This window comes from Inhella proteolytica, from assembly GCF_016093275.1.
Classification (GTDB): domain Bacteria; phylum Pseudomonadota; class Gammaproteobacteria; order Burkholderiales; family Burkholderiaceae_C; genus Inhella; species Inhella proteolytica.
The window spans coordinates 116,453-139,400 of the sequence record NZ_JAEDAK010000004.1 but is presented as its reverse complement, the minus strand read 5'-3'; the positions used below and the strand labels follow the sequence as shown (position 1 = coordinate 139,400).

At 72.5% G+C, this 22,948-nt stretch carries 20 protein-coding genes; 7 read left to right on the top strand and 13 right to left on the bottom strand.

Going from position 1 to position 22,948, the window contains the following annotated elements; genetic code table 11:
* Positions 1–9: 9 nt before the first annotated feature.
* From I7X39_RS07525 to I7X39_RS07490, 8 genes are read right to left on the bottom strand one after another with little or no spacing between them, the layout of a single operon-like run.
* On the bottom strand, positions 10–1,710 hold the full coding sequence (locus I7X39_RS07525; protein ID WP_198110363.1) for an alkaline phosphatase family protein: 1,701 nt from the start codon (positions 1,708–1,710) through the stop codon (positions 10–12).
* A 49-nt stretch (positions 1,711–1,759) separates the two neighbouring features.
* On the bottom strand, positions 1,760–2,611 hold the full coding sequence (locus I7X39_RS07520; protein ID WP_198110362.1) for a glycoside hydrolase family 16 protein: 852 nt from the start codon (positions 2,609–2,611) through the stop codon (positions 1,760–1,762).
* Positions 2,608–3,864 carry an MFS transporter gene (locus I7X39_RS07515; protein ID WP_310739890.1) on the bottom strand — a complete coding sequence of 419 codons (1,257 nt, stop codon included), beginning with the start codon at positions 3,862–3,864 and terminating at the stop codon, positions 2,608–2,610. The genes I7X39_RS07520 and I7X39_RS07515 overlap by 4 nt, the downstream gene beginning before the upstream one ends.
* A 1-nt stretch (position 3,865) precedes the next feature.
* Entirely contained in the window at positions 3,866–5,359 is a 1,494-nt protein-coding gene (nagZ, locus tag I7X39_RS07510) for a beta-N-acetylhexosaminidase (RefSeq protein ID WP_232351805.1), read from the bottom strand.
* Positions 5,356–6,396 carry an SIS domain-containing protein gene (locus tag I7X39_RS07505; RefSeq protein WP_232351804.1) on the bottom strand — a complete coding sequence of 347 codons (1,041 nt, stop codon included), beginning with the start codon at positions 6,394–6,396 and terminating at the stop codon, positions 5,356–5,358. Before I7X39_RS07505 ends, nagZ begins: the two co-directional genes overlap by 4 nt.
* Positions 6,386–7,513, bottom strand: a complete 1,128-nt coding sequence (gene nagA, locus I7X39_RS07500) for an N-acetylglucosamine-6-phosphate deacetylase (protein WP_198110361.1) — start codon at positions 7,511–7,513, stop codon at positions 6,386–6,388. The genes I7X39_RS07505 and nagA overlap by 11 nt, the downstream gene beginning before the upstream one ends.
* The gene (locus I7X39_RS07495) at positions 7,510–8,253 is read right to left on the bottom strand and encodes a GntR family transcriptional regulator (protein WP_198110360.1); all 744 of its coding nucleotides are present in this window, start codon (positions 8,251–8,253) and stop codon (positions 7,510–7,512) included. The genes nagA and I7X39_RS07495 overlap by 4 nt, the downstream gene beginning before the upstream one ends.
* Positions 8,254–8,264: 11 nt before the next feature.
* The gene (locus tag I7X39_RS07490) at positions 8,265–9,185 is read right to left on the bottom strand and encodes a glucosamine kinase nucleotide-binding domain-containing protein (protein ID WP_198110359.1); all 921 of its coding nucleotides are present in this window, start codon (positions 9,183–9,185) and stop codon (positions 8,265–8,267) included.
* A 163-nt stretch (positions 9,186–9,348) separates the two neighbouring features.
* Between I7X39_RS07490 and I7X39_RS07485 the strand changes: the two genes are divergently transcribed.
* Entirely contained in the window at positions 9,349–10,392 is a 1,044-nt protein-coding gene (locus I7X39_RS07485; RefSeq protein WP_198110358.1) for a tetratricopeptide repeat protein, read from the top strand.
* 1,076 nt (positions 10,393–11,468) lie between these two features.
* On the opposite strand, the gene I7X39_RS07480 is transcribed toward I7X39_RS07485, so the two are convergent.
* Together I7X39_RS07480 and I7X39_RS07475 are read right to left on the bottom strand one after the other, a co-directional pair.
* Positions 11,469–11,981, bottom strand: a complete 513-nt coding sequence (locus I7X39_RS07480) for a hypothetical protein (protein ID WP_198110357.1) — start codon at positions 11,979–11,981, stop codon at positions 11,469–11,471.
* A 182-nt stretch (positions 11,982–12,163) separates the two neighbouring features.
* Positions 12,164–13,081 (bottom strand): hypothetical protein, encoded by a 918-nt coding sequence (locus tag I7X39_RS07475; protein ID WP_198110356.1) that lies wholly within the window; start codon positions 13,079–13,081, stop codon positions 12,164–12,166.
* Positions 13,082–13,241: 160 nt separating this feature from the next.
* Between I7X39_RS07475 and I7X39_RS07470 the strand changes: the two genes are divergently transcribed.
* Both I7X39_RS07470 and nadC read left to right on the top strand, forming a co-directional pair.
* On the top strand, positions 13,242–13,943 hold the full coding sequence (locus I7X39_RS07470; protein ID WP_198110355.1) for a fumarylacetoacetate hydrolase family protein: 702 nt from the start codon (positions 13,242–13,244) through the stop codon (positions 13,941–13,943).
* Entirely contained in the window at positions 13,936–14,802 is an 867-nt protein-coding gene (gene nadC / locus I7X39_RS07465; RefSeq protein ID WP_198110354.1) for a carboxylating nicotinate-nucleotide diphosphorylase, read from the top strand. Before I7X39_RS07470 ends, nadC begins: the two co-directional genes overlap by 8 nt.
* 29 nt (positions 14,803–14,831) lie before the next feature.
* Here nadC and I7X39_RS07460 read toward each other — a convergent pair whose 3' ends face one another.
* Genes I7X39_RS07460 through I7X39_RS07450 form a run of 3 tightly spaced genes read right to left on the bottom strand, consistent with a single transcriptional unit; the run spans position 14,832 to position 18,597 of the window.
* Positions 14,832–15,551, bottom strand: coding sequence for a LytR/AlgR family response regulator transcription factor (locus I7X39_RS07460; protein ID WP_232351803.1), 720 nt, complete (start codon positions 15,549–15,551; stop codon positions 14,832–14,834).
* Positions 15,548–16,633 (bottom strand): sensor histidine kinase, encoded by a 1,086-nt coding sequence (locus I7X39_RS07455; RefSeq protein WP_198110353.1) that lies wholly within the window; start codon positions 16,631–16,633, stop codon positions 15,548–15,550. The genes I7X39_RS07460 and I7X39_RS07455 overlap by 4 nt, the downstream gene beginning before the upstream one ends.
* Positions 16,633–18,597 carry a M13 family metallopeptidase gene (locus I7X39_RS07450; RefSeq protein ID WP_198110352.1) on the bottom strand — a complete coding sequence of 655 codons (1,965 nt, stop codon included), beginning with the start codon at positions 18,595–18,597 and terminating at the stop codon, positions 16,633–16,635. Before I7X39_RS07450 ends, I7X39_RS07455 begins: the two co-directional genes overlap by 1 nt.
* Positions 18,598–18,754: 157 nt before the next feature.
* On the opposite strand from I7X39_RS07450, the gene I7X39_RS07445 reads away from it, so the two are divergent.
* From I7X39_RS07445 to I7X39_RS07430, 4 genes are all read left to right on the top strand, one after another.
* Positions 18,755–19,609, top strand: coding sequence for a DUF6279 family lipoprotein (locus tag I7X39_RS07445; RefSeq protein WP_198110351.1), 855 nt, complete (start codon positions 18,755–18,757; stop codon positions 19,607–19,609).
* A 104-nt stretch (positions 19,610–19,713) separates the two neighbouring features.
* Entirely contained in the window at positions 19,714–20,997 is a 1,284-nt protein-coding gene (locus I7X39_RS07440; RefSeq protein WP_198110350.1) for an efflux RND transporter periplasmic adaptor subunit, read from the top strand.
* Entirely contained in the window at positions 20,994–21,710 is a 717-nt protein-coding gene (locus I7X39_RS07435; RefSeq protein WP_198110349.1) for an ABC transporter ATP-binding protein, read from the top strand. The genes I7X39_RS07440 and I7X39_RS07435 overlap by 4 nt, the downstream gene beginning before the upstream one ends.
* Positions 21,707–22,915, top strand: a complete 1,209-nt coding sequence (locus tag I7X39_RS07430; protein ID WP_198110348.1) for an ABC transporter permease — start codon at positions 21,707–21,709, stop codon at positions 22,913–22,915. Before I7X39_RS07435 ends, I7X39_RS07430 begins: the two co-directional genes overlap by 4 nt.
* The last annotated feature ends 33 nt before the right edge of the window (positions 22,916–22,948 follow it).

The window sequence follows — 22,948 nt, the reverse complement described above, 5'->3', positions numbered from 1 at the left end:
GATTCTCGATCAGCGCGCGGTATCGGCGGCGGGCGTGCGCGGACGACGCTTCTGCGGGCCGTCCTGCGCCCCCTCCTTCGGCAGCGGCAGGGGGCTGCCCTGGGCCTGGGCCAGCGGGGGCAGACCCAGGGCGCGGGCCAGGGTCGGGGCCAGGTCGGCCGGCTGCACGCGGGTCTTGACCTCGCCTTGGCCGAACCAGGCCGGGCCCCAGAGCAGGATGGGCACCTGCTGGTCATAGGTCCAGGAGCTGCCATGGCTGCTGCCGGTGGGGCGGCTGCTGTACATCCAGCCCTCCAGCGGCACCAGCGCCAGCTGGCCGGTGCGCGGCGGGTACCAGCTCAGGCGCAGCGCCTGCAGATGCGCTTGGTCGGCGCGCGGTGCGGCGCTGCTGGCCAGGTCGGCCTCGCCATAGCTGGTGGCAATGCCGTCCAGCTGCTGCAGGAAACCGGCGGCCGAGCGCGTCACCGCGGCCATGGCCACGCCCTTGGCGGCCAGGGCCGCTTCGTCGAACAGCACGGTGCCGGCGGAGAGCCCGCGCGCCAGCTTGGGCAGGCCGAACTCGGCGGCCAGGTGGTTGTTCAAGGCGGTGAGCGCCGGCCCCACGGGCAGGCGGCCGCCGGGCAGACCCTTGCTGCGGCGGTACTCGGGGGTGTCCAGGAAGCCGTGGTCGGCGCTCAGGGCCAGCGCGTAACGGCCGGCGCCCACCTCGCGGTCCAGCTCGCGGAAGAAGCCCTGCAGCAGGCGGTCCACCTGCAACAGGTGGTCGTGCGAGAGCCGCGACTCGGGGCCGAACACGTGGTTGATGTAGTCGTGGCTGGAGAGGCTGACGGTCAGCACATCGGGGATGTCGTCCTGGCCCAGGCCTTCGTTGCGCAGCGCGGCGAGCGCGAATTCGAGCGTGAGCTGGTCGCCGAAGGGCGAGGTCAGCACATCGGTGAAGAAGCGCTCGCCCGGGGCCTCCATGCCGGCGCCCAGGGTGGCGGGCAGGCGGTTGCCAAAGCCGGCCTGGCCCTGCCAGGGCTGGCCGTCGGGGCTGGAGCCGGCGTAGTCGGCCTCGGGGCGCAGCGGCCTCCATTCGGCATGCCAGAAGCGCTCGGCGTTGCGCTTGGCATTGAAGGCGTTCACCCAGGCCGGGTGCTGTGGCATGTAGTAGGTGGTGGAGGTGAAGCGCCCGGTCTCGCTGCGGTACATGTAAGCCACGCCCTTGTGGCCGGCGGGCAGGATGGCGCCGCGGTCCTTGCCCGAGACGCCGATGACCTTGGCGGCCGGCTCGTGCGTGCGCAGTGCGTCACCAAAGGTTTCCACCAGCAGGTTCTTCGGGCTGGTGCCGGCATCGGGGGCGGTGCGGCCCTCCAGGTAGCGGTGCGCGCGGTCCTCCGTGTTGTAGACCGGGGCGCCGGTGGCGCGGTCCAGCCATTCGTTGCCGACGATGCCGTGCCGCGCCGGGTGCGCGCCGGTGGCCAAGGTGGCGTGGCCCGCGGCGGTGACGGTGTGAGCGTGCGCGTAGAAGGCCTGGCTGTAGCTCACCCCATGGTCCAGGAAGCGGCGCAGGCCGTCCGGGCCGAACTGGGGCTTGAAGGCCTGCACCTGGCGCATCGGCAGGCCGTCGATCACCAGCAGCACGACCAGGCGCGGACGCTCGGCGGCGCTGGCGGCGGCTTGGGCAAACAGGGACAGGGCGGCAAGGGCCGTGGCGGCAATTCGGCGCATGGCGGCGGGGGGAGCGGGCGGAAGGCGCGATTGTGGCCGCGCCGCCTCCTCAAAAGTCGCAGCGCGGAGGCCTGTTCGCGGGGGGCAGCGTGTCCTGCTGGCTCAGGCCCTGGGCGCGCAGGGCCGCCACGGTGGCGGCCAGCTCGGCCGGGCTGCGCGTGGCGTCGGCCTCATGGATCACCCAATCCACCTCGAAGGCCTCGCCCTGTAGCGGCCCGCTGCTGCGCAGGCCGCCGGGCGAGACCCAGTGGCTGAGCGCCAGCGCCATGGGCTGGCGCGGAATGGTGCGGCCGGCGTGGCGGGCCAGCTCCTGCCCGTCCACGAACCAGCGGCTGCCTGCGGGCGTGTTCTGCACGGTGAGCTGCAGCCAGCGCCCGCCCAACTGCTCGGCGCGCTCGGCCATTGCGTTGTGCGCATCCCAGGGTTCCAGGCGCACGGTCTGCCAGGCAATCGCGTAAAGGCGCGTGCTGGCACTGCCCCAGCCCCCATTCGGCAGGTACTCCCAGTCCAGCTCGCTGAACAGCGGGTCGTAATCGAAGCGCAGCGGGCTGAGCTGGAACACCGCCTGCACCACCGGGTCGCCGCCCTCGCGGCGCGGGCTGAAGCGCACGCGCGCGCTGGTGCTGCCCCACAGGAACTGCAGCGGGCGGCAGAGCTGGCTCTGCACCGTGCCCGTGGGCGTGCCATCGGTGCGGGCGTGCAGGCGCAGCAGGCGGTTGCCGGGCTGTTCAGGGTCGTCCAGCAGCTCCAGCGCGGCCGGGTCCCAGCGCGCGCCGGGCACGCCGGGGTGGCCGGCCTGCGTGCGCAGCAGCCAGCCTTGCGCGGCCAGCTGCTCGCGGTTGGCCTGGCTGAAGTCGTCGAAGAACAGCGCGCCGGCGGCCAGGGCCAGGGGGGCGATCACGCCGCCACCGGCGTGGGCGCGGGCACGCGGCGGCGCACCCAGGCCCAGAGCAGCAGCACGGGCAGGCCGGCCAGCAGGGTCCAGGCGAAGAAGGCCTGGTAGCCCAGCGCCTGCTCGATGTCGCCGCTGAGGGTCTTGCTGAAGATGAAGCCCAGCTGCATCACGCCGCTGCCCAGCGCGTAGTGGGCGGTGGTGAAGCGGCCCGGGGCCACCACCTGCATGATGTAAAGAATCATGCCGACGAAGCCGAAGCCGTAGCCGGCCATCTCCACCGTGATGGCGGCGCTGATGGTGAACAGATCGGTGGGCAGCGCGCGCGCCAGGCCGAAGAAGACGGCGTTGGGCACCATCATGGCCAGGATCAGTGCCGGCATGGCGCGCTTCAGGCCCAGCGCGGCGGTGAAGGTGCCGCCCAGGATGGAGCCGACCAGAAAGGCCGCCGTGCCGGCCGTGCCGTAGATGCCGCCGACCTGCTCGGTCGTCAGCCCCAGCCCGCCCTGGGCGCGGGCCTCGATGAGAAACAGCGGGCCGATGGTCTGCACCTGCCCTTCCGCAAAGCGGAACAGGATGATGAAGAGGAAGGCGATGCCGATGCCGGGCTTCTTCAGGAAGTCCGCCACCACCTCGACGAAGTTGGCCCACAGCTCGGCGCGCGCTGGCGGCGTACCGACGGCGGGCGGCAGCACCTTGGCGTTCCAGGCCGCCAGCCCGGCCAGCAGCGCGGCCAGGCCCACGAAGATGATCGACCAGGCGTTCATCACGCCGTGGCGGCGCTCCAGCCAGCCGGCCAGCACCAGCAGGCCGCCCAGGGTCAGGAATTTGCTGGCGTTGAAGAAGGCACCCTGCCAGCCCGCATAGGCGGCCTGCTGCTTGGCGTCCAGCTCGGCCATGTAGAGGCCGTCGCAGGCGATGTCGTGCGTGGCGCTGGCGTAGGCCAGCACGAAGAACACGGCGATGCTGAGCGCGAACCAGGCCGGCGCCTGCAGCGCCAGCGCCAGCAGGGCCAGGCCCACGGCGCCGGTGAACTGCGCGATGACGACCACGCGCTTCTTGCTCGCCACCAGCTCGATCAGCGGGCTCCACAGGGGCTTGAGCGCCCAGGCCAGGCCGAGCAGGCCCGTCCAGCGCGCAATGGTGGCGTTGTCCACGCCCATGTTCTTGAACATCAGGCCGGCGATCAGCATGACGACGAAGAACTGCAGGCCCTGCACAAAGTACAGGCTGGGCACCCAGCGGATCGGGCTGGCTTTCACATCACGCTCCCAAAGCTGCGACGGGCGCCTTGCCCTGTGCCGCCAGCTCGCCCGCCAGCCAGCGCCGCAGCGCCGCCAGCATGGGCCGCTGGTAGCCCCAGCTCAAGAGCGTGGGCACGGGCAGGTCCAGGGCCTGGAAGGGATTCCAGAGGGCGATGTGCAGGTCGATGGGCCAATTCGCCGCCTCGGCATAGCGGCCGCGGCGGTTGCTCACCAGCACGTTGACGCGGCCGTCGCGCGGGATGTCGGCGGCGCGCAGCTGGCCGAGGTCGGGCACATGCAGCCACTCGATGTCGGTGCCGGCCGGCCACAGCGTCGCCACCTCCTCGGCGCTCAGGCCGGCCTCGCTCACGCCATCGCTGACCACGGCCTTCTGCGTGATGACGCGCAAGGCCCCGCGCGGCGGCTGGGCGCCGCGCAGGGCGGTCAGCGCGGCGGCGCAGGTGGCGTGCATCAGGGCCTCGTCGGCCCCGCGTTGTTCGTCCGGGTAGTCGCGCAGCGTGGCCGGGTAGCGCGCGGCCAGCGCGTCCACGCGGGCCACGGCCTGCTGGGCGGCGGGCACGGCGATGCGGCCGTCCTGCAGCGCGTCGGCCACCGCTTCCAGCGTGGCCACCTGCTCGTCCACCGTGCCTTGGGCCAGCACCAGGTCGGCACCGGCCTGCAGGGCCAGCACGGCGGCCTTGGCATGGCCCCAGCGGTCGGCGATGGCGCGCATCATCAAGGCGTCGGTGATGACCACACCTGCGAAGCCGATGCGTTGGCGCAGCAGCTCGGTAAGAAAGAAGCGCGAGAGCGTGGCGGGCAACTCGGCATCCAGCTGCGGATAGACGATGTGGGCCGTCATCAGCGCCGGCGCCTGATCCTTCAGTGCGCGGAAAGGGCGCAGCTCCAGCGCCTCCAGCTCGGCCAGGCTCTTGTCCACCTGGGGCAGCGCGTGGTGCGAGTCCTCGTGCGTGTCGCCATGGCCGGGGAAATGCTTGACGCAGCAGGCCACGCCCTCGCGCAGGCTGCCGGCCATCCAGGCGCTGGCCAGGCGCGCCACCTCGTCGGGATTCTCGGAAAAGCTGCGCTCGCCGATGACCGGGTTCGCCGGGTTGTTGTTGACGTCCAGCACCGGCGCGAAGTTCCAGTTCACGCCCAGGTGGGCGAGGCCGCGCGCCACCGCTGCACCGATGGCCTCGGCGCGCTCGCTGCTGCCAATCGCACCCAAGGCCATCGCCGACGGCGCGACCGGAATGAAGGTGGCACGCGACACCGCGCCGCCCTCCTGGTCGATGGCGATCAGCGCCTTCGCGCCCAGGCGCTGCTGCAGCGCCGCGCACAGCGCGCGCGTGCCCTCCACGCCGCTGAGGTTGCGGCGGAACAGGCAGACCGCGCGCAGCGGGTAGCGCGCCAGCAGGCCTTCGGTGGCGGCATCCAGCGCGGTGCCGGGCACGTCGATCATCACCAGCTGCGCGGCCAGGCGCAGGGCGTCTTCGCGGGTCAGCGGGCTCATTGGGTTTTGGTGACCTTGGAGAGGTGACGGGGGCGGTCGGGGTCGAAGCCGCGCGCACGCGCCAGCTGCTCCACCATCGGGTAGAAGCTCTGCACCGCGGCAATCGGGTCCAGGTGCTCGTGGCCGGTGGTCACCAGCGGCAGGTCCGCGCCCGGCGTGCCGGCCGGGGCGGCCAGCAGCACGGTGGCGCCGCGCTCGCGCAATCGGCCGGCCAGCTCCACCAGCTGCGCCTGGGCCGGGCCGCGCGGCGCGAACACCAGGGCCGCGAAGCCGCTGCCCACCAGGGCCATGGGGCCATGCTGCACCTCGGCGCCCGAGAAAGCCTCGGCCGAGACCGAGCAGGTCTCCTTGAACTTCAGCGCCGCCTCCTCGGCAATCGCCAACGCCGGGCCGCGGCCGATGACGAACAGGCGGTCCACGCTGCGCAGCGGCTCGATGGCGGCGCTCCAGTCCAGCGCGGCGGCTTCGCGCAGGCGTGCCGGCAGGTCCTGCAGGGCCTGCTTGAGCACGGCGTCGTCCTGCCAGTGCGCCACCAGGCGGGCGCCGGCCACCAGCTGGGCGATGTAGCTCTTGGTGGCGGCCACGCTCTTTTCCGGGCCGGCGCGCAGCGGCAGCACGAACTCGGCGGCGCGGGCCAGCGGCGATTCGGCGTCGTTCACGAAGGCGGCCGTGCGGGCGCCACCGGCGCGCAGGTACTCGATCGGCGCAATCAGGTCCGGGCTCTGGCCCGACTGGCTGAACGACAGGCCGGCCACGCCCTTGCATTGCAGCGGGCTGTTGTAGAGCGTGACCAGCGACATCGGCAGCGAGGACACCAGCACGCCCAGACGCGCCATCACCAGGTAGGCGAGGTAATGCGCGGCGTGGTCCGAGCTGCCGCGGGCGATGGTGGCCAGCGCGGCGGGCGGCAGTTCGCGCAGGCTCGCACCCAGGGCGGCGTAGACCTCGGCGTCATGCGCCAGCAGCTCGGCCACGCGCTCGGGGGCGCTGCGGCATTCCTGCGCCATCAGCGTGGGGGTGTTGTGTTCAGCCGGCATCGCGCTCAATCCGTTCTCCTTCGACATAAGTGGCCTGCAGCTGCAGGTCGGCGTCCAGTTCCACCAGGTCGGCCCAGTGGCCGATCTGCAGCGCGCCGCGGTCCGTCAGGCCCAGGTAGCGCGCCGCCTGCGAGCTGCAGCGGCTGCTCGCCTCGCTCAGGCTCAGGCCCAGGGTCTCGACGAGGTTGCGCAGCGCCTGGTCCATCGTCAGCGTGCTGCCGGCCAGGGTGCCGTCGGGCAGGCGCACGCCGCCCAGGCACTTGGTGACGAGGTGGCGGCCCAGGCGGTACTCGCCATCGGGCATGCCGGCCGCGGCGGTGGAATCGGTGACGCAGAACAGACCGGGAATCGCGCGCAGCGCGGCGCGGATGGCGCCGGGGTGCACATGGATCAGATCCGGAATGAGCTCGGCATGCTGGGCATGCGCCAGCGCCGCGCCCACCATGCCGGGCTCGCGGTGGTGCAGGCCCGTCATGGCGTTGAACAGATGCGTGAAGCCCTGCGCGCCGGCCTGCAGCGCGGCCACGCCGTCTTCGTAGCGGCCGTTGCTGTGGCCGATCTGCACGCGCATGCCGGCCTCGACCAGCTGCGGGATCAGCTCCAGATGACCGGGCAGCTCGGGTGCCAGCGTGATGAGGCGGATGGGTGCGAGCGCATGCAGGGCCTGCAGCTCGGCCAGGGCCAGGGGTTTTGCGTAATCGGGCTGCGCGCCCAGGCGGCCGGGGCTGATGTAGGGCCCTTCCAGGTGCACGCCCAGCACGCGCGCCTCGCCCGCGCCGCGCTGCGTGCAGGCCGGGGCCAGCGCGGCCAGCGCGCTGCGGATCTCCTCCAGCGGCGCCGTCATCGTGGTGGCCAGCAGGGCGGTGGTGCCGTGGCGCACATGGGTGCGCGCCAGCTGACGCACGGCCGCGCCGCCTTCCATCGTGTCCGCGCCGCCGCCACCGTGCACATGGGTGTCGATGAAGCCGGGCAGGAAGAGCGGCAGGCCGGATTCGCGTGCCTGCACCTCCGTCTGCGCCTGGCCGTCGAGCACGGCGATGCGGCCGTCCGCGCCGATGGCGAGCTGGCCGTGCACGAAGCCGGCCGGCGTCAGGAACTGACCCTGCAGATTGGTCATGCCGGGTCGCGCCGCATCTCAGCGACGAAGTCGTAGTAATCGCTGCGGCAATACGAGTGCGTCAGCTCCACCGCCTTTCCCGAGGCCACATAGCCCACGCGGGTGATGAAGAGCACGGCCGCACCGGGCGGCACTTCCAGCAGGCCGGCCAACTTGGCGTCGGCATTGATGGCGCGGATGTGCTGCAGCGCGCGCACCGGCGCCTGGCCGGTGTGCGAAAGGTGGGTGTAGAGCGAGGCGCTGACAGCCTCCGGCTCGGGCAGCACCGACTCGGGCAGCACGCTGACCTCGAAGGCCATCACCACGCCATCGGCCAGGCGCTGGCGCTCCAGGCGCGCCACGCGCTCGCCGCTCTTCAGTTCCAGCGCAATCTGCTCGTCCGGCCCGGCGGCCACGAAGCCGCGGCTGAGCCAGCGCGATTGCGGCACGAAGCCGCGCTGGTGCAGCTCTTCCGAAAAGCTGGACAGGCGCGTGAGCGGCTGCTCCAGGCGCGGCGCGATGTAGTTGCCCGAACCGCGCTTGCGTACGATCAGGCCCTGCTCCACCAGGCGCTCGATGGCCTTGCGCGCGGTGACGCGCGAGAGGTTCAGTTCCTCGGCCAGCACGCGCTCGCTCGGCAGCGCCTCGTTGGCCTGGTAGCGGCCTTCATTGATGGCCTTGGCCAGCGCCACCGCCAGCTGCAGGTAGAGCGGCGAGGAGGACTGTTCGTCGGCTTGGAATTCCAGCACCTGCTTGGGCATGGGTGGGTCCTTCAGTTGAATGCGGTTTGCAGCAGGCGCAGTGCGCCGTCCATGGCGTCGCCCTGCGCGGCCACCAGGCGTTCGCGCAGCGGCGCGCTGAAGCGCGGCGCCAGGCGCTGGGCCACGCTGCCGCTCAGCACCAGGGGCAATTCACCGGCGGGGTCCACCGCGTGCACCATGTCTTCCAGCTGCTGCACGGCGGCGCTCAAGAGCTGCTGCGCCTTGGCGTCGGAGTCGGCGTGTTCAAACACCAGCGGGGCCAGGCTGGCGAAGCGCGCCTGGCCGGCCTGCGCCTGCCAGGCCAGCAGGTCTTCGGCGCTGGGGCCCAGCAGGGCCCAGACGGCGCGCGCCAGCGTACCGGTGGCGTCGCGGCCATCCAGCGCGCGCTGGGCGTGGCGCAGCGCGGCCTTGCCCAGCCAGGCACCGCTGCCCTCGTCGCCATTCAGCCAGCCCCAGCCACCGGCCTGGCGGCGGCTGCCGCCGGCGCCGTGTGCCAGGGCGATCGAGCCGGTGCCGGCGATCAAGAGAGCGCCCGGGCGGCCGCCATGGGCGCCGAGCACGCCGGTCACGGCATCGCCCTCCAGTGCCACGCGTGCAAAACCCGGGTTGCCGGCCACGAAGGCGGCGGCGAGGGCGGGGTTGTTGGCGCCGGACAGGCCCAGGCCCAGCGCACAGTCGGCGGGCTTGATCGTGCCGAGTCCGGCGGCCTGGGCGGCGGCCTGCACCGCCTGCTGGATATGTTCCCAGGCCTGCTCCAGCCCCTGGCCCAGCGCCGAGGGGCCGGCCTGGCCCTCGCCCAGCGCATGGGCGCCGGCATCGAACAGGCGCGCCCGGGTGTGGGTGCCGCCACCGTCCACGCCGATCCAGAAGCGGACCGGCGCAGCGGCCGAACCGGCCAGGAAAGGGGAGGAAGGGGGCGTGGAGGGCTGCATTTCGGATACCACTCTAATACCAACCAAAAGCATGGTCAATTGGTACTTAAGTGGAATCTTGAAACGCGCCTAGACTGCAGCTTGGCGCTGGAGCGGTCCGATTCTGGCTTGCATCGCTATCCTGCGCTCCGGTTCCGCCCATCACTTTTTGTCTGCGTCCGCCTTGCTGCCCGAACTCAGCCCCTCTTCCGAGCTTGCGACCGCCCTGCGTGGGCGCCTTTCCAAGGTGGCACAGCGCCACCCGGACAGCGCCCTGCGCCGCCTGCAGGCGCTGGAGGAGCGCCTGCGCGGCCGCGGCGAGCAGGCGGCGGCGCTGGACGCGCTGTATCTGCGCTTCTACCTGCTGGAGCACCGCGGCCGTGCGCTGGAACTGGCCGAGGCCCTGCAGGCCGGCGCCCGCGAGGCCCAGGCCCTGGGCCTGCGCCACCAGGCCGCCCGCCTGGCCGAGGCGCTGGGCCGCGTGGCCTACCAGCAGGGCCATTACCTGCAGGCCACCGAGCAGTGGTCGCAGGCGCTCGACCAGGCCGAGGCCGTCAAGGACCTGCGCGCGGCCGTGGCGGCGCGCATCGGCCTGGGCCAGATCCACTACGCCATGGGCGCCTGGAGCAGCGGCCTGCGCTTCCACCGCGACGCCGCCCAGCAGCTCAAGCCCCTGAACGACAGCTACCTGGCCGCCAAGGTGGCGCTGAACCTCGGTGTGGGCCATCTGGAGCTGGGCCAGCTGGAAGACGCCGAGCGCCAGTTCAGCCACGGCCTGGCCGCCGCGCGCCGCGGCGAGCACCGCGAGTTCGAGGCCGAGGCCCATTGGTACCTGGCCCGTGCCGCCCTGGCGCGCGGCGAACTGGCCTGGGCCACGGCCGACTGCCGCCTGGCCCTGCGCATCGCCGGCCAGCTGCAGCACCATTGGCTGGAAGCCGCCGCCAGCCGCACCTGGACGGAGATCGCCCTGGCCCGCGGCGACGAGGCCGCGGCCATCCGCAGCAGCGAGCACGGGCTGGAACTGGCCGAGCGCATCCAGAGCAAGCCGCAGCAGCGCCAGGCCCATCTGCAGCTGGCGCGCCTGCTGGAGAAGCAGGGCGACCTGGCCGGCGCGCTGCGGCATTTGTGGCGGCATGTGGAGCTCTCGGCCGAACTGGAGCGGCAAGCGCCGAATGCCGGCCTGCTGGCGGCGGCGGAGCCGGCGCCGAGTACGCCGAGTAGTCGGTAGTCTGGGCATCGCAGGTCTGGCTTACTCCGCAAGACCCCGCCGGGATTTCGACCCTGCAGGCCGCACTCGCGCTTGCAAGCGCGAGTCCTTCGCAAGCCGTCGCAAGGCCCATCTGGACCTCGCTCGGTGCCTGCTCAGCCCGGCAGGCGAGTTCCTTTTGGCTTGACCCAAAAGGAACCAAAAGGTCAAGCCCCGATGCGCAGCCCCAGCCTGCGGCTGGGGTCCCCTGCGATGCTCGCTTGGCTGGGCCGGCCCAAAACTCACTGCGTTCGCTTCGCTCACTCCGTTCAGACAGTTGGGCCGAGTCAGTCTTGAACGCGTGCTTTGCACGCTGCCCAGCCAAGCTGCGCTTCTCGGCAGCGCATAGGGGCAGCAGCCCGAACAGCCAACAGCCAGGAAACGGCGCGCTGGTTGAAGTGCGGGCTGTTCGGTATTTGGCTGTTGGCTGTTTGGGGCCTCCCCTATGCCAAGCCGAGGAGCACAGAAGAGCGGGCCCGCGCGCGTGAGCGCGCCTCGTGCTCTGACTTGGCCCAACTGTCTGAACGGAGCGAACGCAGTGAGCGAAGTGAGTTTTGGGCCTGGGCCCGCTCTTCGCGCACCGCAGGGCACCCCCGGCGCAGCCGGGGGCGCAGGCATCGGGGTCGCCTTTCTTGGCCTACCTTCTTTGGCGAAGCAAAGAAGGTAGGTCGGGTGCCGGGCCGAGACCCGGCGGGGTCTTTCGAAGCGCCTGCACCAGGGCCTAGGAAGCGGTCGGAAACTGAAACGTGGCAGCCACTCCTCACCAGAGGACGGGCCCGCCCTTCTCGCGGGCAGATCCGGGCAGGGCGCCGAGCCGATAGGCGAGTAGCACGCCCATCCCAACGCCCCCTGGCAAGCCGAGAAACCAAAGGGTCGCCCCCGTGCGCTCCCAACCCAGCCAGGCGATCAGGCCGCCGAGGGCCACACTGCCGCACAGCAATGCCATTCGAAGGGCGCGGCTGGGCCAGCGCGGTGCGAGCGACATCGGATCTTCAGGCCCTGGGGGCTCGGAGCTTGGCAGCTGCGAAGGTGGGAAGAAGCGCATGGCGCGTGGGCGCTCAGCCGACTGCGCGGCGAAGTTCAGACCGCACCAAGGCTAATCCGGCGCGCAGAATCTTGCGAACTCTTTTGCGCTCCCAAGCTGACAAGGACGGCTCGTAGTGGTGCCCCGCAGGCGTGACGGCCGGTAGGTTGTTGGCAACGAAAGTCATCAAGTACTCGCGGTCGGCCAAGGCGTTCAGGCGGCCAAAGCGTGTCGCGCGGTCCGGCAGGCTTGCAGCCACGTCCGCGAACAGATTCCATGCCTGCAAAGCCTTGATGCAATCCAGGCGGCGGTTGCGACGGGAATGAAGCGAGCGGGCGATAGAGCTGAGATCGTGCAGCACGGCATCGCCGTCTTCAATCGCCAAGCCGAGTTGACTCGCCTTGGACCGAAGGGTGGCCTCGCTAGCAAAGCGCATCAGCGTCCCAGTGGCTTCGAGCAGCACGCCATCCGTCACGTCGGAGTACCAGATCAGAAATTGCCGTCGCGAGTCCAGGTAGATCGGTAGTGGGTAATAGAGGCGGCTCATGGGCGAGGGATGGAGCGGCAGACGCTTGAGGCAAGATAAGTCGCCGCGTACAGAAGGGCCGCTTGATGGCGTCGGTCGGGCGGAGGTGGCGGCTTGCTGCCTCGCCCCAGCCGCCCCATGCGAGACATGGGCCGTCCTTCGGCAGGCGTCGTGGGCCCCTCAGGAGCCCACTCGGTCCTGCCTCAGCCCATCGCCTCGATCGCCGCTGCAATCTTCTGCAACCTCGGCTTCACCGCCGCCGCGTTCCGCACCGCCTCCCGCACGATCTCCTTCGCGCGGTCCTCGCGCATCGCCACGCGGCTGACCTTGTTGATCATCGGCACCACATGGTGCACGGCCAGCAGGCGGATCTGGTCTTCGCTGAGGGCAGGCTTCTTGGCCAGCACATGGTCGATGGTCTTGATCAGCACCTCGTTGATCAGGTCCTTGACGGTCTTCAGCAGGCTGGTGAGCGCGTCCTCGCCCACCTTGCCGAGGAACACGCCGATCAGGCCTTTGACGGCCTTGGGCGCAGGGATGGCGCCGGCGGCCATCTCCTTGGCCTTGCCAGTCAGGTCCGATTCGATGCGGCCCAGGAACAGGCCGACGTAGACCTGCTCGTGGAAGGTCGGCATCAGGCGGCGCAGCTCCATGTCGTTGCCGACAAAGGCCTCCAGCGCGTCGCAGTACAGGCTGTAGTTGCGCTTGATCTTGCCGCCCGCCACCACCAGGTTCATGCCGGTGATGGCCATGGCGGTGGGGCCGCCGGCCACGGCCATGCAGCCCAGATAGATGTCGAGGAAGTCCGACAGCACCGACTTGGTGGCCGCCAGCTTGACGTTCAGGATGCGCGAGGTGCCGCTGAAGCCGCCCACGTCGGCGCCGAAGTAGAAGGCGCTCTGCTTGAAGAGGCGCCCTTCCTTCCAGCGCTCGCTGGGCAGGGCCTCGACCTGGATGAAATAGGCCTCGCCACCACCCACGGTGGCCAGGAAGCGGCGGCCGTCGCAAGCCGGGTAGATCGAGCCGGCCTCGGCCAGGCCGTGCGGGCGCAGCTGCACGCTGCCGGTGTTGGGGATGCCCCAGATGACGGCGGGATCGACTTCCTGCGGGGTCTGCAACATGCGGGCCTCCGGTTGCGGCGAGGCGCGCAGTCTCGCCATGCACAGGCTTGCGCGCGCCTGCCCGTTCAGGGGGCGGGCGCGTGGATGCGGGGGGCGTTGACAAGGGCTTACCGGCTGCGCCGCCGCAGCAGCTAAAAGCCTCGTCCTACCATCGCGCCCCATGAGCGCCACCTACCTCTTTCCGCCCCCACCCCCGCCCAGCGTGGCCGTGCAGGGCCGCACCGAACGCTTCCCCGTGCACCGCATCTACTGCGTGGGCCGCAATTACGCCGAGCACGCGCGCGAGATGGGCCACGACCCGGACCGCGAGCCGCCCTTCTTCTTCAGCAAGCCGGCTGATGCCGTCTTTGAGCCAGCCGCGCAGGGCGCCTTGCCCTGGCCGCTGGCCACGCAGGATTTGCACCACGAGGTGGAGTGGGTGATCGCCCTGGGTGCGCCGCTCAAGCAGGCCACGCCCGCGCAGGCGGCGGCCGCGATCTGGGGCCATGGCGTGGGCATCGACCTGACCAAGCGCGACCTGCAGGCCGTGGCCAAGGCCGGCGGCAAGCCCTGGGACGTGGCCAAGGGCTTCGACCATGCGGCGGTCATCGGCGCGCTGCTGCCGCTGCAAGGCGAACTGCCCACACGCGGCGCCATCACGCTGAGCGTCAACGGCCAGTCGCGCCAGCAGGGCGATCTGGCCCAGCTGATCTGGTCCGTGCCCGAGCTGCTGGCGCGCCTGAGCGAGTTCTATGCGCTGCAGCCGGGCGATCTGGTCTACACCGGCACGCCCGCCGGCGTGGCCGCGCTGAAGCCGGGCGATGTGGTGGACTGCGCGATCGACGGCCTGCCGTCGCTGCGCCTGGAGCTGGCCCATGTTTGACCACAACGAGACCCTGGGCGAGGCGCGCGCCCGCAACATCCGCGACGCCCTGTTCGAAGACATCGGCGTGGCCGACTGGACCGCGCGGCTCACGCCCGCCAACCAGCGCGTGCGCGCCCAGGTGCGCTGCCGCGAGGCCGCGGTGTGCTGCGGCCAGCCCTGGTTCGAGGGCGTGTTCAAGACCCTGGACCCGAGCTGCCAGCTGACCTGGCATGTGGCCGAAGGGGCCGCCATGCAGCCCGATCAGGTGATCCTCGACATCGAGGCCGATGGCCGCGCCCTGCTCAGCGCCGAGCGCCCGGCGCTGAACTTCCTGCAGACGCTCTCGGCCGTGGCCACGCGCACGCGCCTGCATGTGCAGGCGATCGAAGGCGCCAGCCCCAACCCCAGGGGCTGTGTGGTGCTGGACACGCGCAAGACCCTGCCGGGCCTGCGGCTGGCGCAGAAGTACGCGGTGCGCGTGGGCGGCGGCGCGAACCAGCGCCTGGCCCTGTACGACGGCATCCTGATCAAGGAGAACCACATCGCCGCGGCCGGCGGCGTGGCCGCTGCGCTGCGTGCCGCGCAGGCGCTGAACAGCGGCGTGGGCATCCAGATCGAGGTGGAGAACCTGGACCAGTTGCACGAGGCGCTGGAGGCCGGCGCCACCAGCGTGCTGCTGGACAACTTCACGCTCGAAGGCATGCGCGAGGCGGTGGCGCTGACGCAGGGCCGCGCGCTGCTGGAGGCCAGCGGCGGCGTCACCCTGGAGCAGCTGCGCGGCATTGCCGAAACCGGCGTGGACCGCATCAGCCTCGGCACCCTGACCAAGGACCTGAAGGCGACCGACTACTCGATGCGGGTGCTCGGCCCGCTCTGAGCCAGGGCCTGGCGTCGTATGAACAGGCCCTACAGACTGAGCAGCGCCTTGAGCTCGGCCGCGTTGCGGCGCGAGAGCTCGATGCGCTGGCCGTCGTCCAGGCTCAGCAGATAGCCCTCGCCCAGGGCCTCGCGGATCTCGCGCACGGCCTTCAGGTTCACCAGCATCTGGCGGTTGGCGCGGAAGAACTGGCCGCGCGGCAGGCGCTCCTCCACGGCGTTGAGCGAGCGCTTCACGTAGGCCTGCTGGCTGCCCCAGTGCACGCGCACATAGTTCTTGCAGCTCTCGATGCAGCGGATCTCCGCCAGGCTCACCAGGTGGCAGCGCTCGCCGTCCTTGATGAAGATTCGGCTGTCGCGTTCCAGCGGCGGGCGCACAGCGGCCCCGCCCGGCTCACCCAGGCGTGCCACGGCCTGGGCCAGGCGCTCGGGGGCGATGGGCTTGAGCAGGTAGTCGACGGTGCGGTGGTCGAAGGAGCGGATGGCGTGCTCGGCGTAGGCGGTGGTGAAGATCACGCGCGGCGCCTCGTCCAGCTGCGCCAGCAGCTCGAAGCCGCTGCCGCCGGGCAGCTGGATGTCCAGGAACAGCAGCTCGGGCTGCAGGGTGCGCGTCAGCGCCAGCGCCTGCTCCAGGTCGGCCGCCTGGCCCACCAGCTCCAGCTCGGGGAAGGCGCCGAGCATGCGCACCAGGCCCTCGCGGGCCAGGCGCGAGTCCTCGACGATCAGGGTGCGGATGCGGGGGCTTGTCATGCGGTCTCCAGGGGCAGCTGCACGCACACCTCGAAGCTGCCCGTGCCGGCCTGCACCTCCAGCTGGGCGCGGGGGCCGTAGAGCAGCAGCAGGCGCTGGCGCAGATTGTTCAGCCCCAGGCCCAGGCCGGGCGCGCCACCGGGCTGCGGGCCCTGCGGGGCCGGGCAGTCGTTGCGCACGCGGATCTGCAGCGGGCCGCCCTCGGCATGCAGGGCGATGAGCAATCGGCCGCCGCCGGGCAGGCGCTCCAGGCCGTGCTTGATGGCGTTCTCCACCAGCAGCTGCAGCAGCATCGGCGGCACGGCGGCCTGCTCCAGGCCGGGGGCGAGCTGCCAGTCCACGCGCAGGCGCTCTTCCAGCTGCACGCGCATCAGGGCCAGGTAGTCGCGCACGGCCTCCAGCTCCTCGGCCAGCGGCAGGGTGTCGCGCCGGCTGCCCTGCAACGAGTGGCGCAGCAGGCGGCTGAGCGCCAGCACCAGGGCGTCGGCGCGCGGCGGGTCCTCGTGCACCACGAAGCGCAGGTTGTTCAGCGCGTTGAAGAGGAAGTGCGGATTGAGCTGGCTGGCCAGCTGGGCCAGCTGCGCCTCGCGCAGGCTGTGGCTCAGGCGCAGGCCCACCAGTTCGGCGGCGCGGGCGCGGCGCTGGGTGTCGATGCCGATGTACACGAAGGCCCAGGCGCACAGGAAGAGCTGGGCCTGCAGGCCGCCGCTGACGACCCAGCGCAGCAGCAGCGGCCCCGGCGCGGTGCCGGGCGGCAGTTCGCGCAGCGTCAGCGGCAGCACCAGGGCCTGCACGGCCGCGGCCACGGCCAGGCCGGCCAGGCTGCAGGCCAGCAGCGTCCAGGCCACCAGGCGGCCGATGGGCAGGGCGCCGGCATCGCGGCGCAGGTAGAGCCAGCGCAGCAGCAGCAGGGCGGCGGTGAAGGGCAGGGGCCAGACCGTGGTGGCGGCCAGCAGGCTGGTGCTGATGGGGCCCCAGGCGCGGCCGCTGAGCAGGGTGAGCCCCACCACCGCGGCGCAGGCCCCGAGGTGGTAGAGCCAGAGCCCGCGCTCGCGCGGCCAGAAGGTGGGGGAGGCGCTCATCACCACAGACGGATGCGTTCGGATGCCGGCTTGTACATGCGATCGCCGGCGCGGGTGCCGAAGGCCTCGTGGAAGGCGTCCAGGTTCTGCGCGGCGCCGTTGGCGCGGAAGGCGTGCGGCGCATGGGTCTCCTCGGCCAGCTGGCGCTGCAGCGCCTCGGGGCGGAACTTGGCGCGCCAGCTGCGCGCGTAGCTCAGGAAGAAGCGCTGCGCGGCGGCCGGCTCGGCGTTGCCCGGCGCGGCGCGCCGGAAGGCCGTGAAGGCGGCCTGCAGGCCGCTGAGGTCGGCGGCGTTCTCGGCCAGGGTCTGGCGGCCGTTCAGGCGCTGGCCGGGCAGGGGCTCGAAGGCCTCGGCCTGCGCCACCAGCTGGGCGCAGCGGGCCTCGTAGGCGGCGCGGTCGGCCTCGGTCCACCAGGGGCGCAGGCGGCCGGTGGCGTCGAACTGCGCACCCAGCGGGTCGAAGGCGTGGCCGATCTCGTGCGCGATCAGCGCGCCCAGCGCGCCGTAGTGCTCGGCGTCGTCGCCCTCGGGCTCGAACCAGGGCGCCTGCAGGTGCGCGGCGGGCAGGTTGATCTCGTTTTGCATCGGGTCGTAGAAGGCATTGGCCTCCAGCGGGGACATCGCCCAGGCCGCGCGGTCCACCGGCTGGCCGTTGGCGCGCGCATGGCGCTCCCAGTCGAAGCGCTGGGCGCGCTGGCGGTTGCCCAGGGCGTCGCCGGCGCGCACCTGCAGCGCGGTGGTGTCGCGCCACTGCGCCGGGTGGCCCACCTTCGCGCGCAGGCCTTCCAGTTTGGCCAGGGCCTCGCGCCGGGCCGCGGGCGAGAGCCAGTCATTGGCCTGCAGCAGCTCGCGGTAGGCGGCCACGATCTGCCCCACCATGGCCTGCACCTGCTCGCGCTGCGCGGGCGGGAAGTGCTGCTGCACGTACAGGCGCGCCAGGGGCTCGGGCAGGGCCTTGCGCAGCGCCGCCAGCGCCTGCTGGGCCCGTGGCTGCGGCTGCTGCGCCCCGCCCAGGGCCTGGCCATGGAAGGCGAAGTGCGCGGCGCGGAAGGCGGCCGGCAGCACCGGGGCGGCTTCGTCCAGGCTGCGCAGGCTGAGGTAGTCGCGCCAGTCCTGCAGCGGCAGCTCGGCGTGCAGCCGGGCGATGGCCACGGCGGCGGGACGCTGGGTCACCATCAGGGCCTGGTCGGGCGGCAGGCCGGCGGCGGCGGCAAAGGCCGGCCAGTCAAAGCCCGGTGCGGCAGCCTGCAGCTCGGCCGGGGTCAGGGGGTTGAGCATGCGGGCGGGGTCGCGCGCCTGCTCGGCCGGTACGTGGGCGGCGGCCAGGCGGGTTTCCAGCGCCAGCACGCGGTCGGCACGCTGGGCCGGCTCGCGCATGCCGGCCAGGCGGGCCAGCTCGGTCAGGTAGCGGCGGTAGGCGGCGCGTTCGGGGGCGAAGCGTTGTTCGTCCAGGTAATGCGCCCGGTCGGGCAGGCCCAGGCCGCCCTGCCAGGCCATCACGCGCTGGGTGTCGGGGTCGCGGAAATCGGCAAAGCCGCCCCAGAGCCAGATCGGCGTCTGCAGCCGGCCCTGCGCGCGGCCCTGCCAGGCGGCCAGCTCGCGGACGTTGCGCAGGCCGGCGATCTCACGCAGCAGCGGGCGCAGCGGCGCCAGGCCGGCGCGCTCGATGGCGGCGGTGTCCAGCAGGGCGGCGTGGAAGTCGCGCAGCTGCTGCTCGGGGCTGCCGGGCTGCACCTGGCGGGCCGGCCGGCGCTGCAGGTCGTCCAGCAGGGCCTGCAGGCGGGCGTCCACGGCGGCGGGCAGGTCGGCGCCGAACACCGCGCTGCGCTCGGGCGGGATCTCGGTGCGGGCCAGCCAATCGCCGTTGGCGGCCAGGAAGAGGTCGTCCTGCGGGCGCACGGGTTCGGCGGCGTGCGCCCCCAGGTGCAGGGCGAGCAGGGCGGTCAGGAGCAGGAGGCGGGGCATGGCGTGTTCGGCTTTCGGGTGAGAGTGGCGCCATTCTTCGAAGCCGGCGCCCCGCGCGGGAACTTGGGTGCCGAGCGGCGCCAGGCGGGGATGAGCGGGGCGTGGGCGGTTCCCCCACGGCTTGGCGGGGCGGGCCGGGTGCTGGTGCAATCCGTCCATGTCGCACGCGCATCCCGGCCCCATCCCCCGCTGGCGGCGCCTGGCCCTGGTGCTGGGGGCCTGCCTGCTGCTGGCCAGCTGCTCCAGCCTGGAGCTGGCCTACAACCAGGCCGCGCGCCTGACGGCCTGGTGGCTGGACCGCCAGTTCGACCTCGACAGCCACCAGCGCGCGCAGCTGGACCAGGCCCTGGCCGAGCTGCACAGCTGGCACCGGCGCGAGGAACTGCCGCACTGGCAGGCGCTGCTACACGCCGCCGAACGCGGCCTGGAGGACGGCCGCGTGGACACCGCCGAGCTGCTGGCGCTGGAGCAGCGCCTGGATGAATCCCTGCAGCGCACCCTGCGCCGCACCGCCCCGCTGGCCGCCCCCTGGCTGGCCACGCTGCGGCCCGAGCAATGGCAGCACTACAGCGAGCGCCGCCGCGAGCACTTGCAGGAGTGGCGCCAGGACGAAGCCGATGCCGACCAGCGCGCCGATGCGCTGAAGGACAGCCTGGAGCGCTGGCTGGGCCGGCTGGAGCGGCCGCTGCGCACCGCCGCCGAGCGCCAGGCCCAGAGCTGGGGCCCGGCCCCGGTCGCGCTGTGGCAGGAGCGCGCACAGCGCCAGGCCTGGACGGAACAGGGCCTGCGCGCCTGGGCCGCGGGCGATCTGGAGGGCGGCACGCGCCTGCTGCTGATGGGCGGCGCCCGCCTGCCCGAGGCGCGCGGCCCCGCCACCCAGGCCCTGCGCGAGCGCACCTATGCCGACCTGCCGGCGCTGCTGCAGCAGGCCAGCCCGGCGCAGTGGCAGAAGGCGCGCGAGCGCTGGCGCGGCTGGCTGCTCGACCTGGAGCAGCTGCGCACGGGCGGCTGACGCCGGCTTGCCGCTGCCCCGGCGGCCGGCTTTGATTTGGCGCAGCCCGCGGCGGCCGCGCGGCCCGCAAGATCGCTCCTCTGCCCTCGTTGAGCTTTCGCGCCATGCCGCAGCCCGATTCCCCTCCGCCCCCGGCCGATCTGGACGCCCTGCTGGGCGCGCCCGCCCGCCGCGGGCCGCGTGCGCTCATCGGGCTGCTGCTCGTGCTGGCCCTGGGCGCGCTGGCCGCGTGGTGGCTGTGGCCGCGCAGCGCCCCCGCGCCGCGCTACCAGACGGCGCAAGTCACGCGCGGCTCGCTCACCGTCAGCGTCAGCGCCACCGGCACCGTGCAGCCCACCAAGAAGGTCAATGTGGGCAGCGAGCTTTCCGGCACCGTGGCGCGCGTGCTGGTGGACCTGAACGACCGCGTGCAGCGCGGCCAGCTGCTGGCCGAGCTGGACAGCACGCGCTTGCGCGAGCAGGTGGGCGGCGCCCGCGCCGCCCTGGCCGCGGCGCGCGCCAGCCTGCGCCAGGCCGAGGCCACGCAGGCCGAGACCCAGGCCGCGCTGCAGCGCCAGCTGGCCATCCAGAAGGCCTCGGGCGGGCAGCTGCCTTCTGCGCAGGAACTGGAGGCCGTGCGCGCCGCGCAGCTGCGCGCGCAGGCCCAGGCCGCGGCCGCCCAGGCCCAGGTGCTGCAGGCCGAGGCCGCGCTGCGGGCGGACGAAAGCAATCTGCGCAAGACCGCGCTGCGCGCGCCCATCGACGGCGTGGTGCTGGCGCGCGCCGTGGACCCCGGCAACGCCGTGGCCGCCTCGCTGCAGGCCGTCACCCTCTTCACCCTGGCCGAGGACCTGCGCTCGATGAAGCTCGACGTCGCCATCGACGAGGCCGACGTCGGCCAAGTGCGCGAAGGTCAGGTGGCGCGCTTCAGCGTCAGCGCCTACCCGCAGCGCGAGTACCCGGCCCAGGTGCGCCGCGTGGGCTACGGGCCCACCACCAAGGACAACGTCACCACCTACCTGGCCGAGCTGACGGTGGACAACGCCGACCTCAGCCTGCGCCCCGGCATGACGGCCACCGCCTGGGTGACCACCGCGCAGCGCCAGGACGTGCTGCTGGTGCCCAATGCCGCGCTGCGCTTCAACCCCGAGGCCGGCGCCGCGCCCAAGCCCAGCGCCGGCAGCGACGTGATGGCCCGCCTGATGCCGCGCCCGCCGCGCGCAGGGGCTTCACGCGCGGCCGGCACCGACACCCGCCAGGTGCGCCAGCTCTGGGTGCTGCAGGACGGCCAGCCGCGCGCCGTGCCGGTGCGCCCGGGGGTCAGCGACGGGCGCCAGACCGAGGTCGAAAGCGAGCAGCTGCAGCCCGGCATGGCCGTCATCACCGGCCTGGCGCAGGCCACGAAATGAACGCGCCGCTGCTGGAGCTGCAGGGCGTCACCAAGGTCTACGGCAGCGGCGCGGCGGCCTCGGTGGCGCTGGCCGGGGTGGACCTGCGCATCCAGGCCGGCGAGTTCGTGGCCATCATGGGCCCCAGCGGTTCGGGCAAGTCCACCGCCATGAACATCCTCGGCTGCCTGGACCGTCCCAGCCGCGGCAGCTACCGCTTCCAGGGCGTTGAGGTGCAGGGCCTCAGCCGCGACCAGCGCGCGCTGCTGCGGCGCCGCTGGTTCGGCTTCGTGTTCCAGGGCTTCAACCTGCTGGCGCGCACCAGCGCGCAGGAAAACGTCGAGCTGCCGCTGCTCTACCGCGGCGAAAGCGCGGCCGCACGCCGCCGTGCCGCACGCGAGGCCCTGGCGGCCGTGGGCCTGCAGGGCCTGGAGGCGCACACGCCGGCGGAGCTTTCCGGCGGGCAGCAGCAGCGCGTGGCAATTGCGCGCGCGCTGGTGAGCGCCCCCGCCGTGCTGCTGGCGGACGAGCCCACCGGCAACCTCGACAGCCAGCGCGGCGCCGAGATCATGGCCCTGCTGGAGGGCCTGAACCGCGAGCGCGGCATCACCGTGCTGATGGTGACGCACGAGCCCGACATGGCCGCCTGGGCGCAGCGCGTGCTGCACTTCCGCGACGGCCGCCTGGAACGCGACGAAGCCCAGAGCGCCCGCCGCAGCGAGGCCCCCGCATGATCGGCAACGCCCTGCTGCTGGCGCTGCGCGCCATCCGCCGCAACCTGGTGCGCTCGGGGCTCACCATCCTGGGCGTGGTGATCGGTGTGGCGGCGGTGGTCACCATGGTCACACTGGGGCGCGGCGCCACCCAGGCGGTGGCCGATCAGATCGCCAGCCTGGGCACGGACCTCTTGATGGTGCGCCCCGGCCAGCGCCTCGGCCCGGGGCGCGATGGCGGCGGCGCCCCGCCCTTCAAGCGCGCCGACGCCGAAGCCGTGGCCGCCCAGGTGGCCGGCCTGCGCGCGGTGGCGCCGCAGTCCAGCCTGGGCGTGGCCGCGGTGGCGGGGGCGCGCAACTGGTCCACCCAGGCGGTGGGCAGCAGCCTGGCCTACTTCGAGGCGCTGAACTGGCAGCTCGCCGGCGGGCGGCTCTTCAACGAGGCCGAGGAGCGCGCCGGCGCGGCGGTCTGCGTCATCGGCGCCACTGTGCGGCGCGAGCTCTTCGGCAGCGCCGACCCGATCGGCCAAGGCCTGCGCCTGCGTCAGCTCGGCTGCACCGTCATCGGCCTGCTGGCCGCCAAGGGCCAGGCGGCGATGGGGCAGGACCAGGACGACGTGGTGGTGCTGCCCCTGGCCACCCTGCAGCGCCGCCTGAGCGGCAACACCAATGTGGGCCTGCTGCTGGTGGCGCGCGAACCCGAGGCCGACAGCGCCAGCGTGCAGGCCAGCCTGCGCCAGCTGCTGCGCGAACGCCGCCGCCTCAGCCCCAGCGACGAGGACAACTTCAACATCCTCGACACCCGCCAGCTCGCCCAGACCCTGGCCGGCACCACCGAGGTGATGACCGCCCTGCTCGGCGCCGTGGCCGCCGTGAGCCTGCTGGTGGGCGGCATCGGCATCATGAACATCATGCTGGTCAGCGTGACCGAGCGCACGCGCGAGATCGGCATCCGCCTGGCCATCGGCGCGCTGGAGCGCGAGGTGCTGCTGCAGTTCCTCATCGAGGCCGTGGTGTTGAGCGCGCTCGGCGGCCTGGTGGGCTTGGCCCTGGCCCTCGCCGCCTCACTGGGCCTCACGCAGCTGATGGGCCTGCCCTACCGCTTCGACGCCGACATCCACCTGCTCGCCTTCGGCTTCGCGGCCCTGATCGGCGTGCTGTTCGGCTACGTACCGGCGCGCCGCGCCGCGCGGCTGGATCCGATCGAGGCGCTGCGGCACGAATAGGAAGTGGCCTGTGACAGCTTGCACGGCAGCCTG

Bases quoted from the DNA above. Each gene is read 5' to 3' on its own strand.
- I7X39_RS07470 (WP_198110355.1), top strand. From the start codon at position 13,242: ATGAGCGCCACCTACCTCTTTCCGCCCCCACCCCCGCCCAGCGTGGCC.
- I7X39_RS07525 (WP_198110363.1), bottom strand. From the start codon at position 1,710: ATGCGCCGAATTGCCGCCACGGCCCTTGCCGCCCTGTCCCTGTTTGCC.
- nadC (WP_198110354.1), top strand. From the start codon at position 13,936: ATGTTTGACCACAACGAGACCCTGGGCGAGGCGCGCGCCCGCAACATC.
- I7X39_RS07495 (WP_198110360.1), bottom strand. From the start codon at position 8,253: ATGCCCAAGCAGGTGCTGGAATTCCAAGCCGACGAACAGTCCTCCTCG.
- I7X39_RS07490 (WP_198110359.1), bottom strand. From the start codon at position 9,185: ATGCAGCCCTCCACGCCCCCTTCCTCCCCTTTCCTGGCCGGTTCGGCC.
- I7X39_RS07475 (WP_198110356.1), bottom strand. From the start codon at position 13,081: ATGTTGCAGACCCCGCAGGAAGTCGATCCCGCCGTCATCTGGGGCATC.
- I7X39_RS07505 (WP_232351804.1), bottom strand. From the start codon at position 6,396: ATGCCGGCTGAACACAACACCCCCACGCTGATGGCGCAGGAATGCCGC.
- nagZ (WP_232351805.1), bottom strand. From the start codon at position 5,359: ATGAGCCCGCTGACCCGCGAAGACGCCCTGCGCCTGGCCGCGCAGCTG.
- I7X39_RS07435 (WP_198110349.1), top strand. From the start codon at position 20,994: ATGAACGCGCCGCTGCTGGAGCTGCAGGGCGTCACCAAGGTCTACGGC.
- I7X39_RS07430 (WP_198110348.1), top strand. From the start codon at position 21,707: ATGATCGGCAACGCCCTGCTGCTGGCGCTGCGCGCCATCCGCCGCAAC.
- I7X39_RS07480 (WP_198110357.1), bottom strand. From the start codon at position 11,981: ATGAGCCGCCTCTATTACCCACTACCGATCTACCTGGACTCGCGACGG.
- I7X39_RS07445 (WP_198110351.1), top strand. From the start codon at position 18,755: ATGTCGCACGCGCATCCCGGCCCCATCCCCCGCTGGCGGCGCCTGGCC.
- I7X39_RS07450 (WP_198110352.1), bottom strand. From the start codon at position 18,597: ATGCCCCGCCTCCTGCTCCTGACCGCCCTGCTCGCCCTGCACCTGGGG.
- I7X39_RS07440 (WP_198110350.1), top strand. From the start codon at position 19,714: ATGCCGCAGCCCGATTCCCCTCCGCCCCCGGCCGATCTGGACGCCCTG.
- I7X39_RS07460 (WP_232351803.1), bottom strand. From the start codon at position 15,551: ATGACAAGCCCCCGCATCCGCACCCTGATCGTCGAGGACTCGCGCCTG.
- nagA (WP_198110361.1), bottom strand. From the start codon at position 7,513: ATGACCAATCTGCAGGGTCAGTTCCTGACGCCGGCCGGCTTCGTGCAC.
- I7X39_RS07455 (WP_198110353.1), bottom strand. From the start codon at position 16,633: ATGAGCGCCTCCCCCACCTTCTGGCCGCGCGAGCGCGGGCTCTGGCTC.